This is a genomic window from Porphyromonas uenonis 60-3 (genome assembly GCF_000174775.1).
GTDB classification, from domain to species: Bacteria; Bacteroidota; Bacteroidia; order Bacteroidales; family Porphyromonadaceae; genus Porphyromonas; species Porphyromonas uenonis_A.
In genome coordinates, this window is sequence record NZ_ACLR01000160.1 from 1 (window position 1) to 24,172 (window position 24,172).

A 24,172-nucleotide genomic window follows, 5' to 3' on the forward strand; every position below is an offset into this window, starting at 1 on the left:
CACTTGCTATGAGTGTAGGAAAGATATCCCGTATCACATTCTGCTCGCAGCTCAAAAAGTGGGAGACCAAGTGGGATACTTTTCTCAAGGAGAAGACCATAAATGATGAAAACGGCAAATGGCAATACACGCACAAATCACTTAGATCAGCCCACTTTTCCTTTCGTCAATACCTCCCTACACTCTTTACTTACGAGGAACATCCGGATATACAGATCCCTAAAACCAATAACGCCATTGAAGGGCTATTTACTGCACTCAAAAGCCGTCTTAGAGCGCATAATGGAATGTCCCAAGCTCACAAGAAACGATTCGTGGATGGTTTTTTTAGGCATAGGGATATCGCCCAGTTTACATCCAAAAAAGAGGAGGGGCAATAGTACCCCTCCCCTGTCAGTGTAAACTGTTCTGACTCCATTGACCGTATCCCTCACCGGTTGCACCCCTGCAGAGCCGGCTACGTTTCAGGTCAACGAACAAAGGTATCTGTTTTTTTCTTCTACTTCGTCCACCATTTTGACCTATACTTCAGTACGAAAATGGCTATTAGGCTGTTTTACCCACCATTTTGACCTATACGCCTAATTTCTAACCTCTAATCTCTATCTTCTCCCCTCTCCCCTCGATGTGCTTGTTTTTGTGTACTTTTGTGGTAGTGGAGGTGTGAGGCGTATGGAGCTTTGACCTCTCTATGATACAAGCTAAAGATAGATATAGACACTAGGTAGCATCAGATTATGTACAGAACGCATACGTGTGGAGCTCTGCGTGCCTCCGACGAGGGACAGCAGGTGACGCTCGCTGGTTGGGTAGCTAAGATTCGTCGCATGGGAGCTATGACCTTCCTCGACTTACGTGATAGATATGGCATTACGCAGATTTTCTTTGATGAGTCACATCAGGCTCTCCTCAGTGAGGTAGGGCGTGAGTGGGTGCTGGCGGTGACGGGTACCGTGCGCCTGCGTAGCAGTGTCAATGAGAAAATCCCCACGGGGCAGATTGAGATCCTCGCAGAGAGCATGAAGGTGCTCAACCGTGCCGACACACCTCCCTTTACCATCGAGGATGTGAGTGACGGTGGCGATGACCTACGTATGAAGTACCGCTATCTGGACCTACGTCGTAGGCCAGTGCTGAGCAATATAGAGCTGCGTCACCGTATGACGATGGAGACGAGACGCTATCTCGATGGGCTACACTTCCTAGAGATAGAGACGCCGATGCTAATCGGTTCGACACCTGAGGGTGCACGTGACTTTGTGGTGCCTAGTCGTATGAACCCAGGGCAGTTTTATGCATTGCCTCAGTCGCCACAGACCTTCAAGCAGCTACTGATGGTGGCTGGTATGGACCGTTACTTCCAGATCGTGAAGTGCTTTAGAGATGAGGACCTACGTGCCGACCGTCAGCCAGAGTTCACGCAGATAGACTGCGAGATGAGCTTCGTAGAGCAGGATGACATCTTGAGCACCTTCGAGGGACTGGCGAAGCATCTCTTTAAGGAGATCCGTGGTATTGACCTCCCTACGCCACTACGCCGCATGACTTGGTACGAGGCTATGGATCGCTACGGTAGCGACAAGCCAGACTTGCGCTTCGGCATGGAGATCGAGGAGGTGACCAAGACGATCCAGGGTCATGGCTTTGGCGTGGTTGATGATGCTGAGTACATCGGCGCTATCGTGGTCACGGGCAAGGCGGACTACACGCGCAAGCAGATAGACCAGCTGACTGACTTTGTCAAGCGTCCACAGGTGGGCGCCAAGGGACTACTCTGGCTACGCTATCAGGCTGATGGGACGATGAAGAGTAGCTTCGACAAGTTCCTCACGGCCGACCAACTCAAAGCACTCGCCGACCAGCTATCTATGCAACCAGGCGACATAGCTTTCCTCATCTCAGGAGGCAAGCGTACGGCGCAGAAGCAACTGGGCACGCTACGTCTACATGTCGCCTCCGAGCTGGGGCTGATGAAGCCAGGGCACTACGAGTGTCTCTGGGTAGTTGACTTCCCGCTACTCGAGTGGGACGAGGAGACGCAGCGCTACTATGCGATGCACCACCCCTTTACCGCACCGAAGCCTGAGGATCAGGATCGTCTCGAGAGCGACCCAGGCAGTGTCCGTGCCGATGCTTACGACATGGTGATCAACGGTGTCGAGGTGGGCGGTGGCTCTATCCGTATCCACGATGCGGAGCTACAGGCGCGGGTCTTTGCAGCACTAGGCTTTACGAAGGAGCGTGCCGAGGAGCAGTTTGGCTTCTTGATGAATGCCTTTAAGTATGGCGCACCTCCTCACGGCGGTATCGCCTTTGGCCTAGATCGCTGGGTATCGCTCATGGCTGAGCTGGACTCGATACGTGACTGTATCGCCTTCCCGAAGAACAATTCGGGCCGTGATGTGATGATCGATGCCCCCGCACGACTAGATCCCGAGCAGCTTGATGAGCTACACCTGACGGTTCGGGAGACACTATAATATATAAGGAGTCCTTATGGTCACGATCGGAGATGTAGTTCGTACGATAGAGGAGTGCTACCCGCTGAGCTACCAGGAGAGCTACGACAACTCGGGCCTTCAGGTGGGGGACGTGACGCAGCCACTGCGTGGCATTATGCTGGCTGTGGAGACGACCGAGGCGGTCCTCGAGGAGTGCCTGCAGCGTGGGTGCAACCTGCTCGTATCGCATCACCCGATCCTCTTCCGAGGGCTTAAGCGAATCACACCAGCGACCTATCAGGAGCGCTGCGTAGCTTTTGCCCTGAGAAACAATATAGCTATCTACGCCTGCCACACTTCGGCAGACAATGAGGTGAGCCAGGGCGTGAATCATTGCTTGGCCAACCTAGTCGGTCTCAAGCGTGAGGGGCGGCGACCGATGATGCCTCAGCGAGGACGCTTCTACAAGCTACAGACCTTCATCCCGCACAGCCACGCCGAGGCGCTACGCACCGCCTATGAGGAGGCGGGTATTGGTTCGCTCGGAGGTTACACGGGCTGTAGTTACAGTTGCTCGGGCGTGGGACGCTTCCGTCCAGGCGCAGAGACGCATCCGACGATCGGTACACATGGCGCCATGGAGGCGGTTGAGGAGGAGATGATCTCCGTGCTCGTGCCACAGGAGCGACTCTCGCAAGCTCTCACGACGCTCGTAGCGACGCACCCCTATGAGGTGCCGGCCTACGAGGTGATCCCGATCGTGATGGATCACCCGACGAGCGGGCTAGGCATCGTTGGCGAGCTGCCGAGTGAACTCTCTCCGCAGGAGTTCCTCGAGCACCTAGCTACGCTACCCGCAGTGGAGCGCATCGCTTACTCAAATCCCCCCACGCAGCCGATCCGTCGTGTGGCGCTTTGTGGCGGTAGTGGTGGCGGTCACGAGTTCATCGGGGAGGCACTGCGCTCAGGCGCAGAGGTTTATATAACTGGTGAGGCAAAGTACAACGACTATCTCGACGTGCAGGACCGTCTCTGGCTGATTACGCTGGGACACTTCGAGAGTGAGCACTGCACGCGTACGATGCTCTATGATGCGTTGTCGGATAAATATCGTAACTTTGTCATCCATATGTCAGATGCTGACACCAATCCTATTCACTATTTCTAAGCAATACCATCTATGAGTACTAATACAACGACCCACGAAGTAGCCGAGCGTAGTATCAGGGAGAAACTCATCGCTCTCAAGCGTCTACAGGAGACGCTCACCAGTATTGACAAGATCAAGCTGTTGCGAGGCGAGCTACCCCAAGCTATCGAAGATCTAGCGGACGAAATCGAGGGACTGAAGACACGCTTAGAGAAGTACAACGTGGCTGCCAAGAAGCTCACGCAGTCGGTCAGTGGCGAGAACCAAAAGATCGCCACAGCAAACGATAAGCTCGCAGTGCTCAAGGAGCAACTCAATGCGGTGAGCAATAACCGCGAGTATGAGCATCTGTCACGAGAGATCGAGTTTCAGGAGCTTGAGATACAGCTCGCACAGAAGCACATCCGAGAGTTCAACGCAGAGCTCCAAGGTCGCAAGGATGATGTCGCCAAGCTCCAAGAGCGTATCAAGGAGCGTGAGGAGGATCATCAGGCTAAGAGCGAGGAGCTAGAGCAGATCATCGCTGAGACCCGCATTGAGGAGGAGCAGCTCCGTGATCGTGCCAACGAGCTAGAGGCACAGATCGACGAGCGTATCCTCAAGGCTTTCCTCCGCCTTCGCAAGGGTGCTACCAACGGTCTTGCCGTGGTACCCGTAGAGCGTGAGGCTTGTGGCGGTTGCTTTAACCATATACCACCACAGCGTCAGCTAGAGGTCAAGCTCCACAACAAGGTCATCGTCTGCGAGTATTGCGGTCGTGTACTCATCGACCCAGACATTGAGGAGGAGCCTGTAGAGCTCACAGATAAGCAGGCTGACTCAAAGAAGAAAGAGGCTAAGAAGGCTACTGCCACCAAGAAGAAGGCTGCGCCTAAGAGTACGAAGAAAGCTGCCTCTAGTAAGGATAACGAGGAGTAGTAAATCTTCCCTACCCAGCGACGAGCCTCTTCGGACGGTCTGTCGCTCTTCTCTCCCTTTACGACATTCATCCCTCGCACTGTGTCTCAGCGACGTACGCTACTCAATCATGCTTTGGTGCATCAGATGCGTCGTACGATCGAGCAGTATGATCTGCTAGAGCGAGACAGCGAGCGGGTGGTCATCATAGCCCTCAGCGGAGGTGCCGACTCAACGGCGCTTCTGTGGGGGCTTTCGCTTTTGGGCTACCGCTGCGTGGCGGCACATTGTAACTTTCACCTGCGAGACGACGAGAGCGACCGTGACGAAGCGTTTGTCACAGAGCTCTGTGCGCAGCTGGGGGTGCCGTTAGAGCGCGCCTCCTTTGACACATACGGATATGTGGCTACGCACCAGGGCGTGAGCGTAGAGATGGCGGCGCGGGAGCTGAGATACCACTTCTTTGACGAGCTGTATGAGCGGTACGATGCGCAGTGTATCGCATTAGGACATCATCTAGAGGACAATGTGGAGCAGCTCATGATCAACCTCTCCCAAGGGGCTGGCGTACGAGGACTGCGGGGCATGCTCCCCATGCGTGAGGAGGGGAAGTATATTCGTCCGCTCATCGACACGCCACCTCGTCTTATCTATGACTTCTTGCAAACGGCTGAACAACCTTTTGTGACGGACTCAACGAATGCCGACACAACCATACGGCGCAACTTCGTCCGACATACGTTGCGTCCACTCTTTGACCAGTTGAACCCCTCCTTTGACCAAGCGGTCGCCTCAACGATTCATATCCTGCGGGACTTGGAGCAGTTGCAGGACTACTATATAAGGAGTACCCTCCCCGCAGATGCGAGCCAGCCGCTAGAGATCGCGTGGCTCCGTCAGCAGATAGCTCCGCTGGCACTTCTCTACAGCCACTTCGCATCTATCGACTGTGACCGCTTGGTACTACAGCAACTTCTTATGGACTGCGCAAAGCCTGAGCGTGCCGACAGCTACGCTCGCTACGAGGGACGCGACGGGATCATCGAGCGTTATAGGGGTCACCTGATAGGCACAACGAGTGAGACGCTGGCGCATCTGGAGCAGGCGACGAGCGTTTGCCTAGAGCTACCCGCCATAGCGAGCTGGCCAGCGGGAGCCGTGCTGGATCACCCGCTAGGCTCGATAAAGATAGCGGTACACGACTCCTCGGAGACACCACCGCCTGCGATTCGGACGCTCACACCTTACAGCTATTTGGCCGACTACGACCAACTTCTGTTGAGAGCGCCTCAGCTACAGCTCAGAGCCTCTACGGATGGCGAGCAATGGATCGCACCGCTTGGTCTGAAAGGGCGCAAGCAACTAGCGAAGCTCCTGCGCGATGCGAAGATTCTACCCTCACGCAGAGCGTCTACAGCGCAACTCATCGACAGTCACACAGGTACTACGCTCTGGCTGGTCGGCCTCTGCCGTAGTGCCGACTACCAGCTCACGCCACAGACCCGTCGCTGGGCGGAGATAACCTTCTCTCAGACGTTAATAGATCCATTTGAGGGATGCAGGGAGCCATTCACAATAGCTCGTTAGCCGTTTATTTTGTACTTTTACAGCTAGAACCGACTTATAAAGCATGACGAAGATCTTTCCCATGATCGCCAAGACGCTCCCTGGGCTGGAGCCTGTATTGGAACAAGAATTGATAGCCCTCGGTGCGAACAACATACAGATAGGACGTCGCATGGTCTCCTACGAAGGAGATCTCAAGATGCTCTACAAGTCCAATCTGTACCTACGCACAGCGCTTAAGGTGCTGAGACCCATCTATGAGTTTGACGCAGAGGATATAGACATCCTCTACACGACGCTGCTCCACTTCGACTGGAGCCAGTGGCTCACGGCCGACATGACCTTTGCGGTCGATGCGGTTGTCTACTCATCAACCTTCAAGCATAGTCGGTACGTCGTCTACAAGACGAAAGACGCTATCGTCGATTACTTTAGAGAGCAAACGAGCGGCACGAAGCGTCCCTCGGTCAAGCTCTCGAACCCGCAGCTGATCTTTCACCTACACATCGCCGAGCAGCATGTGACGCTCTGCCTAGATTCATCGGGCGAGAGCCTGCACAAGCGGGGCTATCGTATGGAGCAGGACCGTGCTCCTATCAACGAAGTGCTGGCTGCGGGCATCCTGCTCAAGGCGGGCTGGCACGGGCAGTGCGATCTGATGGATCCCTTCTGCGGGTCGGGCACCTTCCTCGTGGAGGCCGCGCTGATCGCTACGGGTACGCCTCCTGGCATCTACCGTGAGAGCTACCCCTTCGAGCGGTGGCCGGACTTCGACAGTGAGCTCTGCAGTGAGGTGTACAACGACGACTCGACGGAGCGCTCCTTCGACTACCACATCTACGGCTCGGATCTTTCGCCTCAAGCCATTGCCAAAGCTAAGCGCAACGTCACCCGCTCGGGTATGTCTCGCTACATTGACCTCTCAGTGGGCGACTTCGCCGATCAGCATCTGCCTCATCCCGAGGCGGAGACAGAGCCTAAGTGTCTGCTCGTGATGAATCCGCCTTACGGGGAGCGTCTCTCGGACTACGACCTTGAGCAGCTCTATAGTATGATCGGTCGTACGCTCAAGTTCCAGTTCGCTGGAGCTCAGGCGTGGATCATCGCTCATCAGGTGGAGCACTTTCACGCCATCGGTCTCAAGCACGATCTGCGCGAGGAGCTCTACAATGGATCGCTACCCTGCGAGTTGCGTGGCTATACGCTCTTCGAGGGCAAGCACAAGGAGTACAAGGAGCAGATCGCTCAGCGTGGTGAGGAAGCTCCTCAGCGTAGAGAGCGTGGCGAAGCGTTTCACCATGGCAAAGGTCAAGAGCCCCGCAGACATCGCTCTGGTTACGACAAGCCGTCTTACAGCAAGGGACGTGGCGCACAGCGTACGAAAGGACCACGCCCCGCTGGCTCCTCTAGCTCTGGCTATAAGGCCAATATCCAAACCTTCGGCAGCGACGAGACCTTCGTCCATGAGACTGAAGCAAACGACAACGAATAAGTAACATCTATCGCGCCATATTGATCTATGAATAGCACATTGCGTCACTACGCTCTATGGTTCTTCGGAGCTCTTACGCTAACGCTCACCCCCCTCCTACAGGGACAGACGAAGCGACCGCTAGACCTGGAGACCGTCACCTATGGAGGTAAGACCTTCCGCTCAGACTTCTACCCGCAACCTGTCTACGGGCTCGCTTGGCTGCAGAGTGGCTACACCTATACGGTAGAGCCAGGTGACTACGGCAGAGAGGGCTTGAGTAGCTTGAGGAGCCTACGGGTCTACACCCCGACGAGAGCACAGGAGCAGACGGTCCTCACGCAGGGCGAGCTCGTCCAGCTCCTCAAGCCCTACGACGACACCGACAAGCTCTACCCGCTGATCGCCTACGACTTCACCCCGCAGTGCCATTACCTAGAGGTGGAGCTGTCCAAGGGACTTTACCTAATAGATGTAGAGCAAAAGCTAATCGTCGGATACTTCGCCACTGGTGACACCGAAAAGCGCGCTTCGCTCCTCAGCCCTAACGAACGCAACCTAGCGGTCAAGAGCGAGGAGGGCACACTCCTTATATATACGCTACAGCCCGCCGGGAGCAAACCTCAGGCTCCTACGCTAGTCGCTACGGACGAGGCGGAGGCTGCAGTCGTCTATGGCGAGTCCGTTCACCAGAACGAGTTCGGCATTGACGGTGGACTCTTCTGGAGTCCCGACAGTCGCCAGCTCGCTTTCTACCGTATGGATCAGTCGATGGTCGCACCTTATCCCATCGTTGACATGACGCCCCACAAGGCAGTCGTCCAGCCCGTTCGCTACCCGATGGCGGGGTCTCCTTCGCACCATGTGACGCTAGGAGTCTTTCATCTAGAGAACCAGCAGACCACTTACCTAGAGACTGGTGGCGACCCCGAGCATTACCTGACCAATGTGGCGTGGCACCCCAACAGTCAGAAGGTTTACATAGCCGAGCTGAATAGAGGTCAGGACCATCTCTTCCTCAACGGCTACGATGTCCAGACGGGAGCGCGCACCGAGACGCTCTTTGAGGAGACCGATGCGCACTATGTCGAGCCTCAGCGCCCGATGATGTTTGTCCCGGGGAGCCGAGGCGAGCAGTTCGTCTGGGAGTCCCGTCGTGAGGGCTATCGCCAGCTCTACCTCTACAGTAGCACGGGCAAGCTCATTCGCAAGCTTACCGACATGGAGGGCGAGGTGACAGACATCTACGGCTTCGACCCCAAGGGCGAGCGCATATACTTCCAAGCTGCTTACCCCTCACCGCTCGAGCGACACATCTTCGCCAGTGAGCTCAAGCGCGGACGTACCATACAGCTAAGCAAGGTGGCTGGCACGCACGAAGCGACCTTCAGCCCAGACAAGCAGTACTATATAGACCAGCTGCAGAGCGCCACCATCGCTCGCTCTGTCATGCTCCATGACTGCAATGGTCTACAGCTTCGTCTCATACACCAAGCGCCCGATCCCTGGCGCAAGCTGGATATGCCAAACATTACCGTCGGCACGCTCCTAGCGGCTGATGGCAAGACCGAGCTGTACTACCGCCTCATCACGCCGTCACACTTCGACGAGATGAAGGAGTACCCCACCATCGTCTACGTCTACGGTGGCCCGCACGCTCAGCTCGTCACGAATACACCACAGTGGGGCGCTTCGGGCTGGGATCTTTACATGGCTCAGCAGGGGTATATCATCTTTACGCTGGACAACCGCGGTAGCGCTCAGCGAGGCGCAGCTTTCGAGCAGGTCATCCATCGTCAGGTCGGTACCGCTGAGATGGCCGATCAGATGAAAGGTGTCGAGTACCTCAAGAGCCTCCCCTATGTCGATCGCAATCGCATCGGCGTGTACGGCTGGAGCTTCGGAGGCTTCATGACTACCAACCTCATACTCACCCATCCCGAGACCTTTAAGGTCGGTGTCGCTGGCGGTCCCGTCATGGACTGGTCTCGCTACGAGATCATGTATGGCGAGCGCTACAACGACGCTCCCCAGGACAATCCCGAGGGCTATCAAAAGAACAACCTCATCGAGCGTGCCAAAGACCTCAAGGGGCGTCTCCTCCTCATCCACGGCACCTCCGACAATGTCGTCGTCTGGCAGCACGCCCAGGCCTTTGTCAAGGCGTGCGTAGATGCCAAGACCTACCCCGACCTTTACTACTACCCAGGCCACAAGCACAACGTCATCGGACCCGATCGTGTGCACCTCAACTATGTCATAACCCGTTACTTCCTAGAGCACCTATGAGCCTTATCTATCCCAACACAAAGCAAGACGAAAAGAAGTCTACAGACGCTGAATTTATGAAGTTCGCTAAGATCGAAATGGTAAAAGCTCCTCAGACCGTCCTCCTCCTCGGTAGCGGTGGTCGTGAGTGCGCCATGGCGGCTGCCATAGCTGAGAGCAAGCTACTCAGGAAGCTCTACATAGCTCCAGGCAATGCCGGGACTGCTGCTTACGGCATCAATGTTCCTGACCTCAATCCCGCCAAGCATGAGGCGGTCAGCCAGTTCATCGCCACCCACGGGGTCACCCTCCTCGTCTGTGGACCCGAGGCTCCGCTCGTTGACGGGCTCGTTGACTACCTGCAGGAGGATGCCCGCCATCCCGACCTACTCATCGTCGGTCCCGACAAAGCTGGCGCCCACCTAGAGGGCAGCAAGGAATACAGCAAAGAGTTCATGCGTCGTCACGGCATACCGACAGCTAGCTACGAGACCTTCGGTCCTCAAGACATGGAGGAGGCCGAGGAGTTTCTCGATCAACTCTCCGCTCCCTTCGTACTCAAGGCCGATGGCCTAGCAGCCGGCAAGGGAGTCCTCATCTGCCAAGACCGTGAGGAGGCGGAGCAGGGACTAGGTCAACTCTTCAGCGGTATGTTTGGTAGTCGTGGTCAGCGCATCGTCATTGAGGAATTTCTCGAAGGCATCGAGTGCTCCGTCTTCGTCGCCACCGATGGTACCGACTACTGCGTCCTGCCCGTTGCCAAGGACTACAAGCGTGTTGGCGATGGCGACACGGGTCCCAATACTGGCGGCATGGGAGCCGTCAGTCCCGTGCCTTTTGCCGATGAAGCCTTCATGCAGCGTGTCGAGGAGCGCATCATTCGCCCCACGCTAGAGGGCTTGCAAGAGGAAGGCATACAGTACGTCGGCTTCCTCTTCATCGGACTCATGAATGTCGCAGGCGATCCCTACGTCATCGAGTACAACTGCCGTCTAGGCGACCCCGAGACCGAGGTCGTACTGCCACGCATCGAGAGCGACTTCCTCGAGCTACTCATCGCTATGGCGACAGGTCAGGTAGCCCAGTACAACCTAGAGATCTCTCCCGAGGTAGCCATGACGCTCGTCCTCGTCTCCAAGGGGTACCCAGGGCACTACGACAAGGGCTTCCCGATCCAGCTCCCAGAGCCAGTCGAGGGTATACGCATCTACCACTCAGGCACAACACTCGACGAAGAGGGTCACGTCGTCACCAACGGTGGACGCGTCCTCGCCATCACGGCACGCGGCACCACCATCCAGGAGGCTCAGAAGGCGTGCTATCGCACCGCCACGCAGACACTCTACGAGGGCAAGAACTACCGCCACGACATCGGCAACGACCTCTTGTAGAGCACACACATCAATCACCAACCTCCATCCATAGCCAGGGGAGTAGGACTCATCGTCCTGCTCCCCTTTTTTTCGTCCCTTGGCTCCGATGCTTCCGATCACACAAGTAGCGACTTTGACGTGTAACGGTTGTAGAAACGCACGATCGTGCCTCCGGTCCCGTTAAAGATTACTGAGTTACACGTCATGTCGTTCTACAACGGACGCCCTCCCACTAGACACTCCCGTGCGTCGCTACACGGAGTTACTCGTCCGAGGCACTCCGACGCACTCCGAGGTACCTGACACCACACATCCGAGGAAATCGAAATTGCCTCGGTAGAAAACGGCAATCCTCCACGGAGCAACGAAAAAATTCTTCGGAACTTTGATTTGCTTCTTCCGAAGTTTCATTTCATTCTTCCGAACTTTTATTTCGGCCCTCCGTGGGGAAATTTCGTTTCCTCACTAGAGATTTCTGATTTCCTACCGAGGGGGTGATATGCAGCTCGCATTGACGAGTGTCGCTACATCGGGTTAATTGATTTGCGAAGTTGAGTTTTTTTGTATCTTTGGTATGTAAAACAACTTCTTTTTATGAAAACAGCTCATCTTTGGTTTACACTCCTCACAGCAGTGATCGTCACCTGCACCTTCGGTCAGTCGGCGCAGGGTCAAGAGACGGGTAAGAGTCTCAAGTGGAAAGTAGCTATCGGGCGATTCTCCAATGAGACTCAGTATGGTAAGGGTATTTTTTATGACCGAGAGAATGACCCTATAGCAAAGCAGGCACAGGATATCTTGGCCGCTAAGCTAGTCGCTTCTGGGAAGTTTATACTCCTAGAGCGATCGGATGCTGAGGCGGTAGCACAAGAAGTCACCGACGGGACTAGTGAAGGCTCTATCAAAGCAGACTATGTAATCCTGGGGTCGGTGACCGAGTTTGGTCGTAAGACTACTGGTCAGACGAGCTTGTTTACAGCAGAAAAGACGCAACAAGTCGAAGCTGCGGTCAACCTCCGTCTAGTAGACGTCGCAACAGGTATCGCAACCTACTCTGAGGAGGCAAAGGGATATGCAAACAATGTCAGCAAAAGTACTCTCGGCCTAGGCGGAACTAGTGGTTATGACGCTTCGCTGGGAGACAAAGCCATCTCAGCCGCAATAGACCAGCTAGTAGAGAATATTATCAACAAGTGCTCAGACAAGCCTTGGCGCACCTACCTCATTTCGATGGATCAAGATGGTACCATCATCGCTGGAGGAGCTTCGCAAGGGCTCTCCGTCGGAGACCGATTTGACATCTACTCAAAAGGCAAAAAGGTAAAAAACCCTCAAACGGGTGGCTTCATAGAGCTACCAGGCAAGAAGGTGGGTGCCCTAGTCATAACTATGACCCTTGGGGAAACACCGATGACTGAGTTCTCTCTAGTAGATATCGTAGAGGGAGATATAGATCCCTCAGACTTGTCTCAGTACTATATACAAGAAATAAAATAGAACTATGACACGAAACACAATTTGTAGCGTACTGCTAGGCTCTTTAGTCGCACTACTATTAGTAGCCTGCGGTACTGTCAGTGAGTCCACAGGAGGACTTACTGATGAGGGCTTTGTCAAGGTAGTGAGTGACAACTCTGCCCTGGCACAGACCACAGTCCAGGTGTTTGTCAATAACAAGTCACCTGAGAGTGTGACCGTCCTCTCCAAGAGAAAAGCTGCGAGCAGCCAGCCACATCTATATCTCAAGCCAGGCTCTTACAGCATCCGAGTAGTAGACAAAAAAGGAAACGTCCTGTACAACTCCAAGATCTTCTTGTCTACGAGGAAAACAAAGATCATTGAACTGCACTGAAACAATATCCTCCATACAATATGAAAAGGAACTACTTCATCAGCCTACTTGGTCTGATCTCCATGCTTACGCTCACTAGCTGTGGGACGACCTCGCTCTACTCGTGGTATGGATATGACAACCAGATCCATGAGTTTACTAAAAAACGTACTCCTGAGAGCGAAGCGAAGCTCATAAAGACGTATGAAAAACTAATTAACACGCCCAACGGTGTAAGAAAAACTGTCCAGCCTGGCATCTGTGCTGAATATGGGTATCTACTTCTCAAGTCAGATAAGAAAGAAGAAGGCTTGGCAATGCTCAAAAAAGAGATCGAGCTCTACCCAGAGAGCGCAGTCTTTATCTCACGTATCATTAAGCAGTTTGAAAAATGAAAACCTACTATAAGGCTTTAGCTCTAGGACTCTTCATGGGTCTCATGGGGCTACTTACATCTTGTGGTGTATCTAATCCCGTCTCCAAGGGCCAGGCTTATGCTGAGCTATACAGTCAGAAGCCTCTAAGCATCCTCGTAATGCCTCCGATCAACAAGACAAACAAGGTCGAGGCAAAAGAAGCTGTATATGCCTCTCTATACCACCCTCTCGTAGAGAAAGGCTACTACGTATTCTCCCCTATACTCTCTCAGGAACTACTGCAAAGTGAGAGTGCTGACGATGCAGAAGTCTTTATAGACGGGTCTCTCAAGCCGTTTAACCAAGTCTACACGGCTGACGCTGCGCTCTTTACCATAATCAAAAAATGGCGCAAGATAGATCTATTAGCCCAGATAGAGGTGGAGATCGAGTATATACTCAAATCCACGAAAGACAATAAGGTCCTATTCCAGAGAAGCGCAGATGTTACGGTTGACTGCTCTGCTAAGGTTAAGACAAATATTGCCCTATTAGATCTAGTCGTAAGCGCTGTGTCTACAGCTCTCTCAGACAACGTCATCGGGGCAAGACGTGCCAATATGTTTATACTTTCTGACCTCCCTGATGGCAAATACGCACCAAACTTCGAGAAGGACAAGGAGCTTATAGCAGGTCCAAAAGATGTCAAAGGTGTCGTCAAGAAATAAGGACAGCAAGTAAACGGACCTAGCGTAGAGAGCAACGGTATCTACTCACGCATTGATAGGTCATCACAACGAGACAGAAGGCTCTGTCGTCTAGGGTAGACGACAGAGCCTTCTGTTTCTTCATCCGTTATGCTAGACAATCTATTGCCCAAGCTTCGCTAGTCTCACCTCAAACCATATCTAGACACTCACCGTGTGGTCCTAGTCAAGCAAACCGGAACGTCTAGCCCCATGTAGGGACATACGGTCGAGCGTCCGTTGTGTTCCAGGTTACAGCGCCATAGCTTTAACGGGAACGGACGCCCTCCCGCCAGACACATCCGTACCTCCCTACACCATTACTCGCCTAACGTCTAATCTCTATCTTCTAACCTCTAATCTCTAACCTCTAGTCAAATGTGTGTGCCTTTGCGGAGATAAGCTTATCTTTGCAGTATGAAGTATACGAAGCGGTTAGAGCGTTGGTTCGTTTCGCTCGGTGAAGTGTTACGAGGCAGGGGGCTGATGAGACGCCTTGCTGTGGTCGGTATGTCGCTGGGGTTATTGGTTAGTTGTGCGGGTGGGAGTACCACTGCACAGCAGTTGCCTACGCACCTTGTGCCGATGAGCGAGCGCGTCTCGGACTCGCTGGTTCGTATGGCTAGTGACTGGCTTAGCACGCTCACCATCGAGGAGAAGATCGGTCAATTGATCATCCCAATTTGGGAGCCTCGCTATGACTCGGCTTCGCGTGACCGCTATCTGCGACTCATAGACCAGATTCATCCTGGGGGTATCCTCTTTCGCAAGGGGGAGCCTTACGATCAATATCGGCTTACGCACCTTCTTCAGGAGCGCTCTCGCATCCCGCTACTGATCACGGCTGATGCGGAGTGGGGGCTGGCGATGCGTCTGCAGGGGACTATACGCTATCCGCGTATGAAGCTGCTGGCCGACCACTGCACACCTGAGGAGATGTACACGCTCGGACAACATATGGCGGAGCAGTGCCGTGTGATGGGCATTCACGTGAGCTTTGCGCCAGTGCTGGATGTCAATAATAATCCGAAGAACCCAGTCATCGGCACCCGCAGCCTAGGCGCTACGCCGGACATTGTCATCTCGCATGGCTTAGCCTTAGCGAGAGGGCTGGAGGATGGCGGGGTGCTGTCGGTCGCTAAGCACTTCCCGGGGCATGGCAATACGGACAAGGATTCGCACAAGACTCTTCCCACTGTGTCGGGTAGTCTAGAGGAGCTCGAACGGGTGGAGCTAGCCCCCTTTCGCGCTTACATAGAGGCTGGACTCGGGGGGATCATGGTAGCGCATCTCTCGGTGCCAGCACTGGAGCCTGATGTGACTTGTCCCACTTCACTGAGCCACGCTGTCGTGACGGGGCTACTGCGTGAGCAGTTGGGCTTCAAAGGTCTCATCTTTACTGATGGGCTAGAGATGCGAGGGGTGCAGCGTGCGGAGGGTTTGCCTATATCAGTGGCTGCCATCCTAGCGGGCAACGATCTGCTCCTAGGTCCCCTAGATCCGCTAGCGAGCTACAAGGAGCTCCTCTCGGCTTATCGTGCGGGTACGCTCTCAGCGGAGACGATCCAGGATCGCTGTCTGCGTGTCCTCTGCTACAAGCTCCTACTCCATGCGGGGGAGACTAGCGAGAGACCACTATATAATAAGGAGGAGCTCTACGAGGCGCTGCATACGCCAGAGCTAGTCTCTTTTGCTGAGTACTTACAGAACAAAGTATCTAAGAAATAACATTCATAGCTGTCTAAACAAGCGTAGTTTATGATCAAGAAGAATCCCACCCAGACGACAAATACGGTCTGTCCACCCCTACAGTTTGACACTGCCTCATGGTTTGCCCCCGAGCTGACGAAGCTTGCTGAGCACCTCAATGACCGGATGGTCGAGATGATGCGCTACTATCCTGAGCCAGACTACAAGACGCTCCGCACGATGATCGCTAAGCGTAATGGTCTACATGCGGACAATATCGTCATCACGCCAGGTCGTACGGCTGGCTTCTACACGATTGCGGAGGCTTTTGCGGGGCGGCGTGGTGCTATCTTGGTGCCTTCGTATCAGCACTATGAGCTGGCGGCCAAGCGCTATGGTTGGCAACTGACCTATATTCCTGAGGATGTGGAGACGCAGGAGATCCAGCTCGAGGGAGAGGAGTTTTGCTGGATCTGCTCGCCCAATAGCTCGACGGGACGCTTTCGCTCACGGGCTGAGCTACTGGAGCTTATCAAGGCACACCCACAGGTCTCCTTCATCGTAGACCAGTCCTATGCGACCTTTACGACGCAGCCGACGCTTACGCTGAGCGATGTGAAGAGCCATCCCAACATTATCTTCGTCAGTTCGTTCACACAGACGTACGGCCTGCCAGGTCTGCGCATCGGCTATGTGACGGCCGACAAGAAGGTCGTCAAGGAGATCCAGAAGGTGATCGACCCGTGGTCGGTCAGTACGATGGCGGTCGAGGTGGCGAAGTATATCTTGATCCACCCCGCACAGTTTACCCTACCGATACGCAAGTGGCAGCGCAACGCGCTCGAGCTGGAGACTAAGCTGCGCCAGATAGACGGTATCGAGGTGATGCCGAGCGATGCGCCGTTCTTCCTCGTACAGATACACTGCGCTACGGCAGCTGAACTCATCAAGTATCTGCTAGAGGAGCACAACATTGCAGTCTACGATGCGACCACGCAGCGAGGAGTCAAGGGCGAGATGATCCGTATCACTGCTCGTGATGCAGCAGATAATGCGAAGCTTCAGGAGGCTATCGCAACCTTTTGCGAAGGGCGGTAAAACTGCCTGATAACGAGCGCAAGGCACACGCTAAGTAGGGGGGCTCGGGAGAAATTTGTTCCCCGATACCGTACTAAGACTAATTATTTATTGCTACCTTTGCGATTGCGAAGGTTGTTACAGAGCAACCTAAAAGTATCGATGCAGCCTGAGTGTATAGAGCGAAGTGCCACTATAACGGCCATCAAAGGCAGTGAGGTGAGTCTCACAGTACTACGTCCATCAGCGTGTAGTCACTGCGAGGTGGCGGGGCATTGCCACGCTTCGGAGAGTCGTCTAGAGACGATCACGCTCGACCGCTCGCAGCTACCCAGCGATATAGCTCTCGGTGACCAAGTCTCTCTAGAGATGCGGAGCTCGCTGGGGATGCGTGCAGTACTCCTCACGATGGTTGTCCCTACGCTACTCATCATTGCTGTAACTATCCTCCTCAGCTACCTAGAGGTAGGTACGCTGGCTCAGATACTGATCGCATTGGGTGTAGCAGCTGCGTATATGCTCCTGCTATGGCTCTTACGCGACCGGTTTGAGCGCACATTTACCTTTACCGTGAGAAAAAAGTAAGTTCATACACACTTCTATGACAATACTATTCACCATCCTTGTCCTCGTAGTGATAGCGCTAGTGAGTGCCATCCTACTCTTTATCACCTCCAAGAAGTTTGAAGTAAAAGAAGACCCCCGCATCGGTGAGGTCGCTGAGGTCTTACCACAGGCGAACTGCGGTGGCTGCGGTCACCCAGGTTGCGCGGGCTTTGCGAAGGCTTGTTGCGAGGCTTCCACGCTCGAAGGTCTCTGGTGCCCCGTGGGCGGAGAGCCCGTCATGACGAAGGTTGCAGAGATACTCGGTCAGAGCGTCGCTAAGAGCGATCCACTCGTGGCGGTCGTACGCTGCAATGGTACCTGCGAGGCGCGTCCTCGGACGAATACTTATATAGGAGCTCGTAGCTGTAAGATCGAATCAACGCTTTACAGTGGCGAGACGGGCTGTAGCTACGGCTGTCTAGGCAATGGCGACTGCGTCGCTGTGTGCGACTTTGATGCGATCCATATGAATCCCGAGACGGGGCTTCCCGAGGTGGACGAGGATAAGTGTACCGCCTGCGGAGCTTGTGTCAAGGCTTGTCCGAAGATGATCATCGAGCTTCGCAAGAAGGGACCCAAGGGTCGTCGCCTCTACGTCAGCTGTGTCAACAAGGACAAGGGCGGCGTGGCTCGTAAGGCTTGTGCGAATGCTTGTATCGGATGTAGCAAGTGCTTTAAGGTCTGCCCGTTTGAGGCGATCACGTTTGAGAATAACTTGGCTTACATAGACCATCAGAAGTGTCGTCTCTGTCGCAAGTGTGCGGCCGAGTGCCCGACGGGAGCTATCCACGAGGTCAACCTTCCGCCACGCAAGGAACCCGCTGCAAAGCCAGCACCTGCCGAAAAGCCAGCGCCTGCTAAGGCTGAGCCCGCTAAGGTTGAGCCTGCTAAGGCTGAACCTGCAGCACCTGCAGCTGAGACCTCTTCAACAGCATCTGTACCTCAGAAAGATTAATACGAAGCTATGGCAAAGACATTTAGAATAGGGGGCATCCATCCTCACGACCATAAGATCAGCGCAGGGGTACCTATCACCGTGGTCGCTCCTCCAGACGAGGTGGTCATCACATTAGCACAGCATATCGGAGCGCCTGCCACTGCGGTCGTCAACAAGGGCGACAAGGTGCGTGTGGGTACGCTCCTTGGCAAGGCAGGAGGCTTTGTCTCGGCAAACATTCACTCTTCCGTCTCTGGCACGGTCACCAAGGTGGACCAGATCATGGATGCCAGCGGCTTTAAGAAGCCCGCCATTTTTATCAAGGTCGAGGACGATGAGTGGGAGGAGTACATCGACCAGACCGATACGCTCGTCACTGAGACCGATCTAGACGCCAAGCAGATCATCGATCGCATCGCTGAGATGGGTATCGTCGGTATGGGCGGCGCGACCTTCCCAACGCATGTCAAGCTCTCGCCTCCTCCTGGTCAAAGCGCTGACTACGTCATCATCAACGCTGTCGAGTGTGAGCCTTATCTGACTAGCGACGATGCGCTCATGCGTGTCAAGGCGATGGAGATCATGGTAGGCTGCGCCATCATCATGAAGGCTGCTAACGCTCCCCGTACGCTCATTGGCATTGAGGTCAATAAGCCAGACGCTATCCGCATCATGCGTGACGCAGCGGAGCGAGCTAAGGAGTTCCTGCCCGAAGGTCAAAGCATCTCCGTCGTACCGCTCAAGAAGCGTTACCCGCAAGGTGGTGAGAAGCAACTCATCGATGCGCTCATTCGCAAGCAGGTCGCCTCGGGCGCACTGCCTATCTCCACAGGAGCCATCGTACAGAACGTCGGAACGACCTTTGCCATCTACGAGGCGGTCATGAAGCACAAGCCACTCATCGAGCGTATCATCACCGTCACGGGACGAGCTATCATGCATCCCTCCAACTTTAAGGCGCGTATCGGCACCTCTATGCAGACGCTCATCGACGCTGCGGGAGGCTATGCTGAGGAGCCAGGCAAAATCATCGGCGGTGGTCCTATGATCGGGTCGAGCACTCGTAAATACCGCTGTCCCCGTTGCCAAAGGTTCGTCAGGACTACTCATCCTCACGGCCAAGGAGTCGACACGTCCTCAGATGCAGGACTGTATACGCTGTGGCAAGTGCGTGTCGGTCTGCCCTATGGGTCTCAACCCTGCCTTCCTCATGCGCGACACCATCTTCAAGGATTGGGAGACCTCCGAGCACAACTACATCGTTGACTGCATCGAGTGCGGCTCTTGTAGCTATACCTGTCCAGCAGGTCGTCCGCTCCTCGACTACATACGTGTGGGCAAGCAGACCGTCATGGGTATCATGCGAGCCCGCAAGAAGTAATACACACTGAGATAGATCACCGATCCTCATCATCGACTACGATATATAGCTTATGGCACAACAAGTCCTCGTATCACCCTCACCGCATATCCATAGCGGTGACACCATTAGCAAGAATATGTATGGGGTGCTGATTGCTTTGATACCAGCATTCCTCGTCATGCTCTACCAGTTTAGGACAGACGCTCTACTGATCACCGCCATCTCCGTAGCCTCCTGTATGCTCACGGAGTGGGTTATCACCCGATTCTTCCTGCATCGCCCCTGTCGTCTGCTGGACGGCTCGGCACTGCTGACGGGCGTCATCCTAGCCTTCAATCTCCCCGCCTCGCTCCCCTGGTGGCTCGTCCTCTTGGGTGGTGTCGTCGCTATCGGCATTGGCAAAATGGCCTTTGGAGGTCTGGGCAACAACATATTCAACCCCGCACTCGTCGGGCGTGTCTTCCTCCTCATCTCCTATCCTGCGCAGATGACCACCTGGAAGCTCCCCGCTCGCCTGGCTGAGCAAGCTGCCGATGCCGTCACAGGAGCGACGCCTCTAGGCATCCTCAAGTCAGGAGCCATCGACAAGCTCCCCGACTCGCTGCAGCTCCTTGTCGGCTTCAACTTCTCCTCCATGGGTGAGGTGAGTGCCATCGCCATCCTCATCGGCTTGGCCTATATGCTCATCCGACGCATCATCACCTGGCACACGCCCGTGGCTATCATCGTCTCCGCATTCGTCCTGAGTGGTATCATGCACCTCTACAACCCAGCGATGTACGCCAGTCCCTTCTTCCACCTACTGACTGGTGGTCTACTCTTTGGTGCAGTCTTTATGGCGACCGACTACGTCACCTCGCCCATCTCGCACCGTGCGCAGCTCATCTACGGCTGTATGATCGGACTGCTCACCGTCATCATTCGCTTGTGGGGCTCTTACCCTGAGGGTATGTCCTTTGCCATCCTCATCATGAATGCGCTCACCCCACTACTCAACACCTACATCAAGCCACGTCACTTCGGTCATGTGGTCAAATCTAGAAAGGAGGCTAAAAGATGAAGAAGCTACCCTCTACACTCCCCAACATGATCCTCTCACTCGGGATCATCTGTCTGATCATCGCTGGTATCCTAGCCCTGGTCAATGTGGCGACAAAAGATACCATCGCACAGGCCGAGACGAAAGCTAAGGTCGAGGCAATCAAAGAGATCGTCCCTGCCTTTGACAACAACCCTTACGAAGAGCGAGACACCGTCACGCTCGAGGGCGAAGACCCCATCACCGTCTATCCCGCCACGCAGGGTGGTCAGCCCGTAGGCTACGCCATCGAGACCTATACAGATAAGGGTTTCGCTGGTCACATAGATATTATGGTAGGCTTTGATATGAAGAGCCAGATCGTCGGCTTCAAGGTGCTCAAGCACGAGGAGACCCCCGGACTAGGTGCTAAGATACAGGAGTGGTTCACCTCTCCCGCACCCAGTGCTGACCTCATCCGTGACGTTCGCGGACTTGATATGAGCCAAGCTTCGCCACTCAAGGTCTCCAAGGATGGAGGTAAGGTCGATGCCATCACCGCTGCGACCATCTCCAGTAGAGCCTTCATTGATGCCATCGAGCGCGCTTACCGAGTCTATCAGAGCGTCATCGGCGAGGGTGCTCCCGTGGCACAGCCCGCCGAGAGCAACTGCGAGCTCCCCGAGCGAGAGGTCATTGACAGCCTCTTCAATACGCTACTCCCCGCCTATCGTCTAGTGGATAAGGAGAAAAACGGTGCCGCTGACGACGGCACGCCTTGGCTAACCCAGAACTACGGCACCAACGATATGAGCAAGACGGCAGGTCTGCTCGTAGTCACCTCCAGTGGCGATGACTACAATGGACGTCGCCTCCCGATGCTTGTCTGCTTTGACAATAGTGGCGCGCTCACGGCCTTTGCCATCGCTGATGCCGAGGATACGGGCAAGCTCATCTCTATTAGTAAAGAGTTCGGGGGCAACCAAGACCCCGCTACCACCAAGCCCTCGAAGAAGTCCCTCATCGGCAAGAAGGTCACTCCCGCTAGCCTTAAGCTAAGTAAGGACGGCGGATCTATAGACGCAGTCTCAGGCTCTACGGTCTCTTCGCGAGCTATCCTCCAGGGCATCGCCCGTGCACAGCGCATCTTTGAGGCTAATGCCAACGAATCAACTAAGTAATGCACGACCATGAATAAGTATATCAAGACAATTACCAATGGTATCATTACGGAGAACCCCACCTTCGTGCTTCTCCTCGGTATGTGTCCTACCTTGGCGACCACCACGTCAGCCATCAATGGACTCAGCATGGGACTAGCTACCACCTTCGTGCTCATCTGCTCCAACGTGATGATCTCCCTCCTGAAGCGACTCATACCCGATGCCGTACGTATCCCAGCCTTTATCGTCGTCATCGCAGGCTTCGTCACCGTACTGCAGATGGTCATCAAGGCTTACATGCCAGCCCTCGATCAGAGCTTAGGTATCTTCATACCGCTCATCGTGGTCAACTGTATCGTCCTCGGACGTGCCGAGTCCACCGCATCCAAGAGTAGCGTCGGCATATCCCTCTTCGACGGTGTCGGCATCGGACTAGGCTTCACCATCGGACTAACTCTCCTAGCTACCGTTCGCGAGATGCTCGGTGGAGGTACATTCTTTGGTATGAGAGCTTACCCAGGCGACTTCTCCGCACTACTCTTCGTACTCCCTCCAGGAGCCTTCATCGCTCTAGGACTACTCATCGGCATCTATCACGCTGTCACCAAGAAGCGATAGGTCAAACCCATGAGACGTAACGGCTAGTCCCTAGCCACAGCTCATCACACAGACACTTACTACTATGGAATTTATTATCATATTCATCGTTGCAGTCTTTGTCAACAACGTAGTCCTCTCCCAGTTCCTCGGCATCTGCCCCTTCCTAGGCGTATCTAAGAAGGTCTCCACCGCCACAGGCATGGGAGCCGCCGTCACCTTCGTCTTGCTCCTAGCGACGATGGTTACCTGGCTCGTACAGACCTATATATTAGTTCCCATAGGACTCGAATTCCTGCAGACCATCGCCTTCATTCTCGTCATCGCTACACTCGTGCAGATGATCGAGATGATCATCAAGAAGATCTCCCCTGCACTCTATCAGGCGCTCGGTGTCTTCCTTCCGCTGATCACGACAAACTGCTGTGTACTCGGTGTCGCTATTCTCGTCATCCAGAAGGAGTTCACCTACGCTGAGTCACTCGTCTATGCCGTCTCCATCGGTATCGGCTTCCTCCTCGCCATGGTCATCTTCGCTGGTATCCGCGAGCAACTAGCCAAGACGGGTAGCACACCACGCGCTATGAAAGGCACCCCCATCGCCCTCATCACCGCTGGCATCCTAGCGATGGCCTTCATGGGCTTCTCAGGACTAGCAGCTATCTAGTATCCCATAGCCTCCACCTCTTTATTGAGGAAAAGCTGACGCCTGGAGGCTTGTTTATTGGGGAAAATGTCGTATCTTTGCAAACGCATTGATTGAGATGCGTGCTTACAGACGGAGGATATCCCTTCAGCCGGCAAGCAAGGAGAGGTGGCAGAGTGGTCGATCGCGGCGGTCTTGAAAACCGTTGACCTTCACGGGTCCGGGGGTTCGAATCCCTCCCTCTCCGCTTTAAGTACTCTGGCAGTACCGCCAGAGAGCACTACTGGAAAAGTATAAGTATCGTAATTCCAACGAATTACGATACTTTTGTTTTATAGACCTCTACCTCTTCAGAGTAGTTACAGAGATAGCCGAAACGCCCAAAATACGCTACAATGGCTACAATCTGGCTACACTTTTTTCTCGCAAAAAAATAATTGTAGCCAAGAGTACGTAGAGAGTCTGTTTAGAGTACTTGTACATTGCTATAATTCAAACAATTATATTGCTGTCCAATAGTGCCCTAAACGTTTTCTATGGGCGAAGGGTGTAAGATAGCTGTCAAGCGGGTCAATCGTCCCCTGACACTTGCTGTCAAAACGTTTAGGACACTATTGGACTGACGCATTATTTAGGATGAGGTCATCGACGACACTATCAAGGAAATTGAGCAATTCCTCAGTGGAAATCGACGAATCTCCACGGAGGAATAAAAAAAATCTTCCGAACTTTGATTTGCTTCTTCCGAAGTTTCATTTCATTCTTCCGAACTTTTATTTCCCGGCTCCGTGGGGAATTTTTATTTGCTCCGTGAAGCTTCCCGATTTGCTCAGGAGAGATTGAAATCAGTCGAGATGCAGGAGTAGCTATAGAGTGGCTCGAGATTGCTTTGTAGTGAGGATTTAGCCATATATTACTCGAAGGTCATCAAAGAAGAGCTGATTATGATGCACCAGCCCTGTCAGCCAACGCCTAAT

Annotated in this window: 19 protein-coding genes, 1 tRNA gene and 2 pseudogenes; all 22 read left to right on the plus strand. The window is 54.1% G+C overall.

The annotated features are described in order from the left end of the window. Positions 1–380: pseudogene (locus PORUE0001_RS05140) on the plus strand (resolvase); the annotation flags it as partial. Between the two features lie 357 nt (positions 381–737). Further along, a complete protein-coding gene (gene aspS / locus PORUE0001_RS05145; protein ID WP_007365418.1) occupies positions 738–2,480 on the plus strand; it encodes an aspartate--tRNA ligase in 1,743 nt (580 codons plus the stop codon). A gap of 16 nt (positions 2,481–2,496) precedes the next feature. Continuing rightward, the gene (locus tag PORUE0001_RS05150; RefSeq protein ID WP_007365414.1) at positions 2,497–3,609 is read left to right on the plus strand and encodes a Nif3-like dinuclear metal center hexameric protein; all 1,113 of its coding nucleotides are present in this window, start codon (positions 2,497–2,499) and stop codon (positions 3,607–3,609) included. Between the two features lie 12 nt (positions 3,610–3,621). Continuing rightward, positions 3,622–4,509, plus strand: coding sequence for a zinc ribbon domain-containing protein (locus PORUE0001_RS05155; RefSeq protein WP_007365426.1), 888 nt, complete (start codon positions 3,622–3,624; stop codon positions 4,507–4,509). Positions 4,510–4,590: 81 nt separating this feature from the next. Further along, positions 4,591–6,075: a tRNA lysidine(34) synthetase TilS gene (gene tilS, locus PORUE0001_RS05160; protein WP_007365425.1), complete on the plus strand. Its 1,485-nt coding sequence runs from the start codon at positions 4,591–4,593 to the stop codon at positions 6,073–6,075. Positions 6,076–6,118: 43 nt separating this feature from the next. Continuing rightward, positions 6,119–7,546 (plus strand): class I SAM-dependent RNA methyltransferase, encoded by a 1,428-nt coding sequence (locus PORUE0001_RS05165; protein ID WP_007365413.1) that lies wholly within the window; start codon positions 6,119–6,121, stop codon positions 7,544–7,546. A 27-nt stretch (positions 7,547–7,573) separates the two neighbouring features. Beyond that, complete coding sequence (locus PORUE0001_RS05170) at positions 7,574–9,814, plus strand: S9 family peptidase (protein WP_007365410.1); 2,241 nt, start codon at positions 7,574–7,576, stop codon at positions 9,812–9,814. Beyond that, positions 9,811–11,184: a phosphoribosylamine--glycine ligase gene (purD, locus tag PORUE0001_RS05175; RefSeq protein ID WP_007365417.1), complete on the plus strand. Its 1,374-nt coding sequence runs from the start codon at positions 9,811–9,813 to the stop codon at positions 11,182–11,184. Before PORUE0001_RS05170 ends, purD begins: the two co-directional genes overlap by 4 nt. A 576-nt stretch (positions 11,185–11,760) precedes the next feature. After that, the gene (locus tag PORUE0001_RS05180) at positions 11,761–12,663 is read left to right on the plus strand and encodes a CsgG/HfaB family protein (RefSeq protein WP_007365422.1); all 903 of its coding nucleotides are present in this window, start codon (positions 11,761–11,763) and stop codon (positions 12,661–12,663) included. A gap of 4 nt (positions 12,664–12,667) precedes the next feature. Beyond that, positions 12,668–13,018, plus strand: a complete 351-nt coding sequence (locus PORUE0001_RS05185; RefSeq protein WP_039865666.1) for a hypothetical protein — start codon at positions 12,668–12,670, stop codon at positions 13,016–13,018. 20 nt (positions 13,019–13,038) lie between these two features. Next, positions 13,039–13,392 (plus strand): DUF4810 domain-containing protein, encoded by a 354-nt coding sequence (locus PORUE0001_RS05190; protein WP_007365420.1) that lies wholly within the window; start codon positions 13,039–13,041, stop codon positions 13,390–13,392. After that, positions 13,389–14,081, plus strand: coding sequence for a GNA1162 family protein (locus tag PORUE0001_RS05195; RefSeq protein WP_007365424.1), 693 nt, complete (start codon positions 13,389–13,391; stop codon positions 14,079–14,081). Before PORUE0001_RS05190 ends, PORUE0001_RS05195 begins: the two co-directional genes overlap by 4 nt. 435 nt (positions 14,082–14,516) lie before the next feature. Then, positions 14,517–15,827: a glycoside hydrolase family 3 protein gene (locus PORUE0001_RS05200; protein ID WP_007365428.1), complete on the plus strand. Its 1,311-nt coding sequence runs from the start codon at positions 14,517–14,519 to the stop codon at positions 15,825–15,827. A gap of 30 nt (positions 15,828–15,857) precedes the next feature. Next, the gene (locus PORUE0001_RS05205) at positions 15,858–16,886 is read left to right on the plus strand and encodes an aminotransferase class I/II-fold pyridoxal phosphate-dependent enzyme (RefSeq protein WP_007365408.1); all 1,029 of its coding nucleotides are present in this window, start codon (positions 15,858–15,860) and stop codon (positions 16,884–16,886) included. Between the two features lie 141 nt (positions 16,887–17,027). Then, the gene (locus PORUE0001_RS05210) at positions 17,028–17,450 is read left to right on the plus strand and encodes a SoxR reducing system RseC family protein (RefSeq protein ID WP_081454304.1); all 423 of its coding nucleotides are present in this window, start codon (positions 17,028–17,030) and stop codon (positions 17,448–17,450) included. Between the two features lie 16 nt (positions 17,451–17,466). Beyond that, positions 17,467–18,426, plus strand: coding sequence for a Fe-S cluster domain-containing protein (locus PORUE0001_RS05215; RefSeq protein WP_007365416.1), 960 nt, complete (start codon positions 17,467–17,469; stop codon positions 18,424–18,426). A 9-nt stretch (positions 18,427–18,435) separates the two neighbouring features. Next, positions 18,436–19,789, plus strand: a pseudogene (gene rsxC, locus PORUE0001_RS05220) (electron transport complex subunit RsxC). A gap of 52 nt (positions 19,790–19,841) precedes the next feature. Then, positions 19,842–20,831 (plus strand): RnfABCDGE type electron transport complex subunit D, encoded by a 990-nt coding sequence (locus PORUE0001_RS05225; protein WP_007365415.1) that lies wholly within the window; start codon positions 19,842–19,844, stop codon positions 20,829–20,831. Next, complete coding sequence (locus PORUE0001_RS05230; RefSeq protein WP_007365409.1) at positions 20,828–21,970, plus strand: RnfABCDGE type electron transport complex subunit G; 1,143 nt, start codon at positions 20,828–20,830, stop codon at positions 21,968–21,970. The genes PORUE0001_RS05225 and PORUE0001_RS05230 overlap by 4 nt, the downstream gene beginning before the upstream one ends. 9 nt (positions 21,971–21,979) lie before the next feature. Further along, entirely contained in the window at positions 21,980–22,570 is a 591-nt protein-coding gene (locus PORUE0001_RS05235; protein WP_007365419.1) for an RnfABCDGE type electron transport complex subunit E, read from the plus strand. Between the two features lie 64 nt (positions 22,571–22,634). Beyond that, positions 22,635–23,216, plus strand: coding sequence for an electron transport complex subunit RsxA (gene rsxA / locus PORUE0001_RS05240; protein WP_007365427.1), 582 nt, complete (start codon positions 22,635–22,637; stop codon positions 23,214–23,216). Positions 23,217–23,357: 141 nt separating this feature from the next. Next, positions 23,358–23,442 (plus strand) — tRNA-Ser (locus PORUE0001_RS05245). Positions 23,443–24,172 lie beyond the last annotated feature (730 nt).

What these genes read in the sequence shown, in the direction of transcription:
- PORUE0001_RS05215 (WP_007365416.1), top strand. Translation starts at nt 17,467, where the DNA reads ATGACAATACTATTCACCATCCTTGTCCTCGTAGTGATAGCGCTAGTG.
- PORUE0001_RS05185 (WP_039865666.1), top strand. Translation starts at nt 12,668, where the DNA reads ATGACACGAAACACAATTTGTAGCGTACTGCTAGGCTCTTTAGTCGCA.
- PORUE0001_RS05230 (WP_007365409.1), top strand. Translation starts at nt 20,828, where the DNA reads ATGAAGAAGCTACCCTCTACACTCCCCAACATGATCCTCTCACTCGGG.
- PORUE0001_RS05235 (WP_007365419.1), top strand. Translation starts at nt 21,980, where the DNA reads ATGAATAAGTATATCAAGACAATTACCAATGGTATCATTACGGAGAAC.
- PORUE0001_RS05190 (WP_007365420.1), top strand. Translation starts at nt 13,039, where the DNA reads ATGAAAAGGAACTACTTCATCAGCCTACTTGGTCTGATCTCCATGCTT.
- PORUE0001_RS05165 (WP_007365413.1), top strand. Translation starts at nt 6,119, where the DNA reads ATGACGAAGATCTTTCCCATGATCGCCAAGACGCTCCCTGGGCTGGAG.
- aspS (WP_007365418.1), top strand. Translation starts at nt 738, where the DNA reads ATGTACAGAACGCATACGTGTGGAGCTCTGCGTGCCTCCGACGAGGGA.
- purD (WP_007365417.1), top strand. Translation starts at nt 9,811, where the DNA reads ATGAGCCTTATCTATCCCAACACAAAGCAAGACGAAAAGAAGTCTACA.
- PORUE0001_RS05150 (WP_007365414.1), top strand. Translation starts at nt 2,497, where the DNA reads ATGGTCACGATCGGAGATGTAGTTCGTACGATAGAGGAGTGCTACCCG.
- PORUE0001_RS05210 (WP_081454304.1), top strand. Translation starts at nt 17,028, where the DNA reads ATGCAGCCTGAGTGTATAGAGCGAAGTGCCACTATAACGGCCATCAAA.
- PORUE0001_RS05200 (WP_007365428.1), top strand. Translation starts at nt 14,517, where the DNA reads ATGAAGTATACGAAGCGGTTAGAGCGTTGGTTCGTTTCGCTCGGTGAA.
- PORUE0001_RS05225 (WP_007365415.1), top strand. Translation starts at nt 19,842, where the DNA reads ATGGCACAACAAGTCCTCGTATCACCCTCACCGCATATCCATAGCGGT.
- PORUE0001_RS05180 (WP_007365422.1), top strand. Translation starts at nt 11,761, where the DNA reads ATGAAAACAGCTCATCTTTGGTTTACACTCCTCACAGCAGTGATCGTC.
- rsxA (WP_007365427.1), top strand. Translation starts at nt 22,635, where the DNA reads ATGGAATTTATTATCATATTCATCGTTGCAGTCTTTGTCAACAACGTA.
- PORUE0001_RS05205 (WP_007365408.1), top strand. Translation starts at nt 15,858, where the DNA reads ATGATCAAGAAGAATCCCACCCAGACGACAAATACGGTCTGTCCACCC.
- PORUE0001_RS05195 (WP_007365424.1), top strand. Translation starts at nt 13,389, where the DNA reads ATGAAAACCTACTATAAGGCTTTAGCTCTAGGACTCTTCATGGGTCTC.
- PORUE0001_RS05155 (WP_007365426.1), top strand. Translation starts at nt 3,622, where the DNA reads ATGAGTACTAATACAACGACCCACGAAGTAGCCGAGCGTAGTATCAGG.
- PORUE0001_RS05170 (WP_007365410.1), top strand. Translation starts at nt 7,574, where the DNA reads ATGAATAGCACATTGCGTCACTACGCTCTATGGTTCTTCGGAGCTCTT.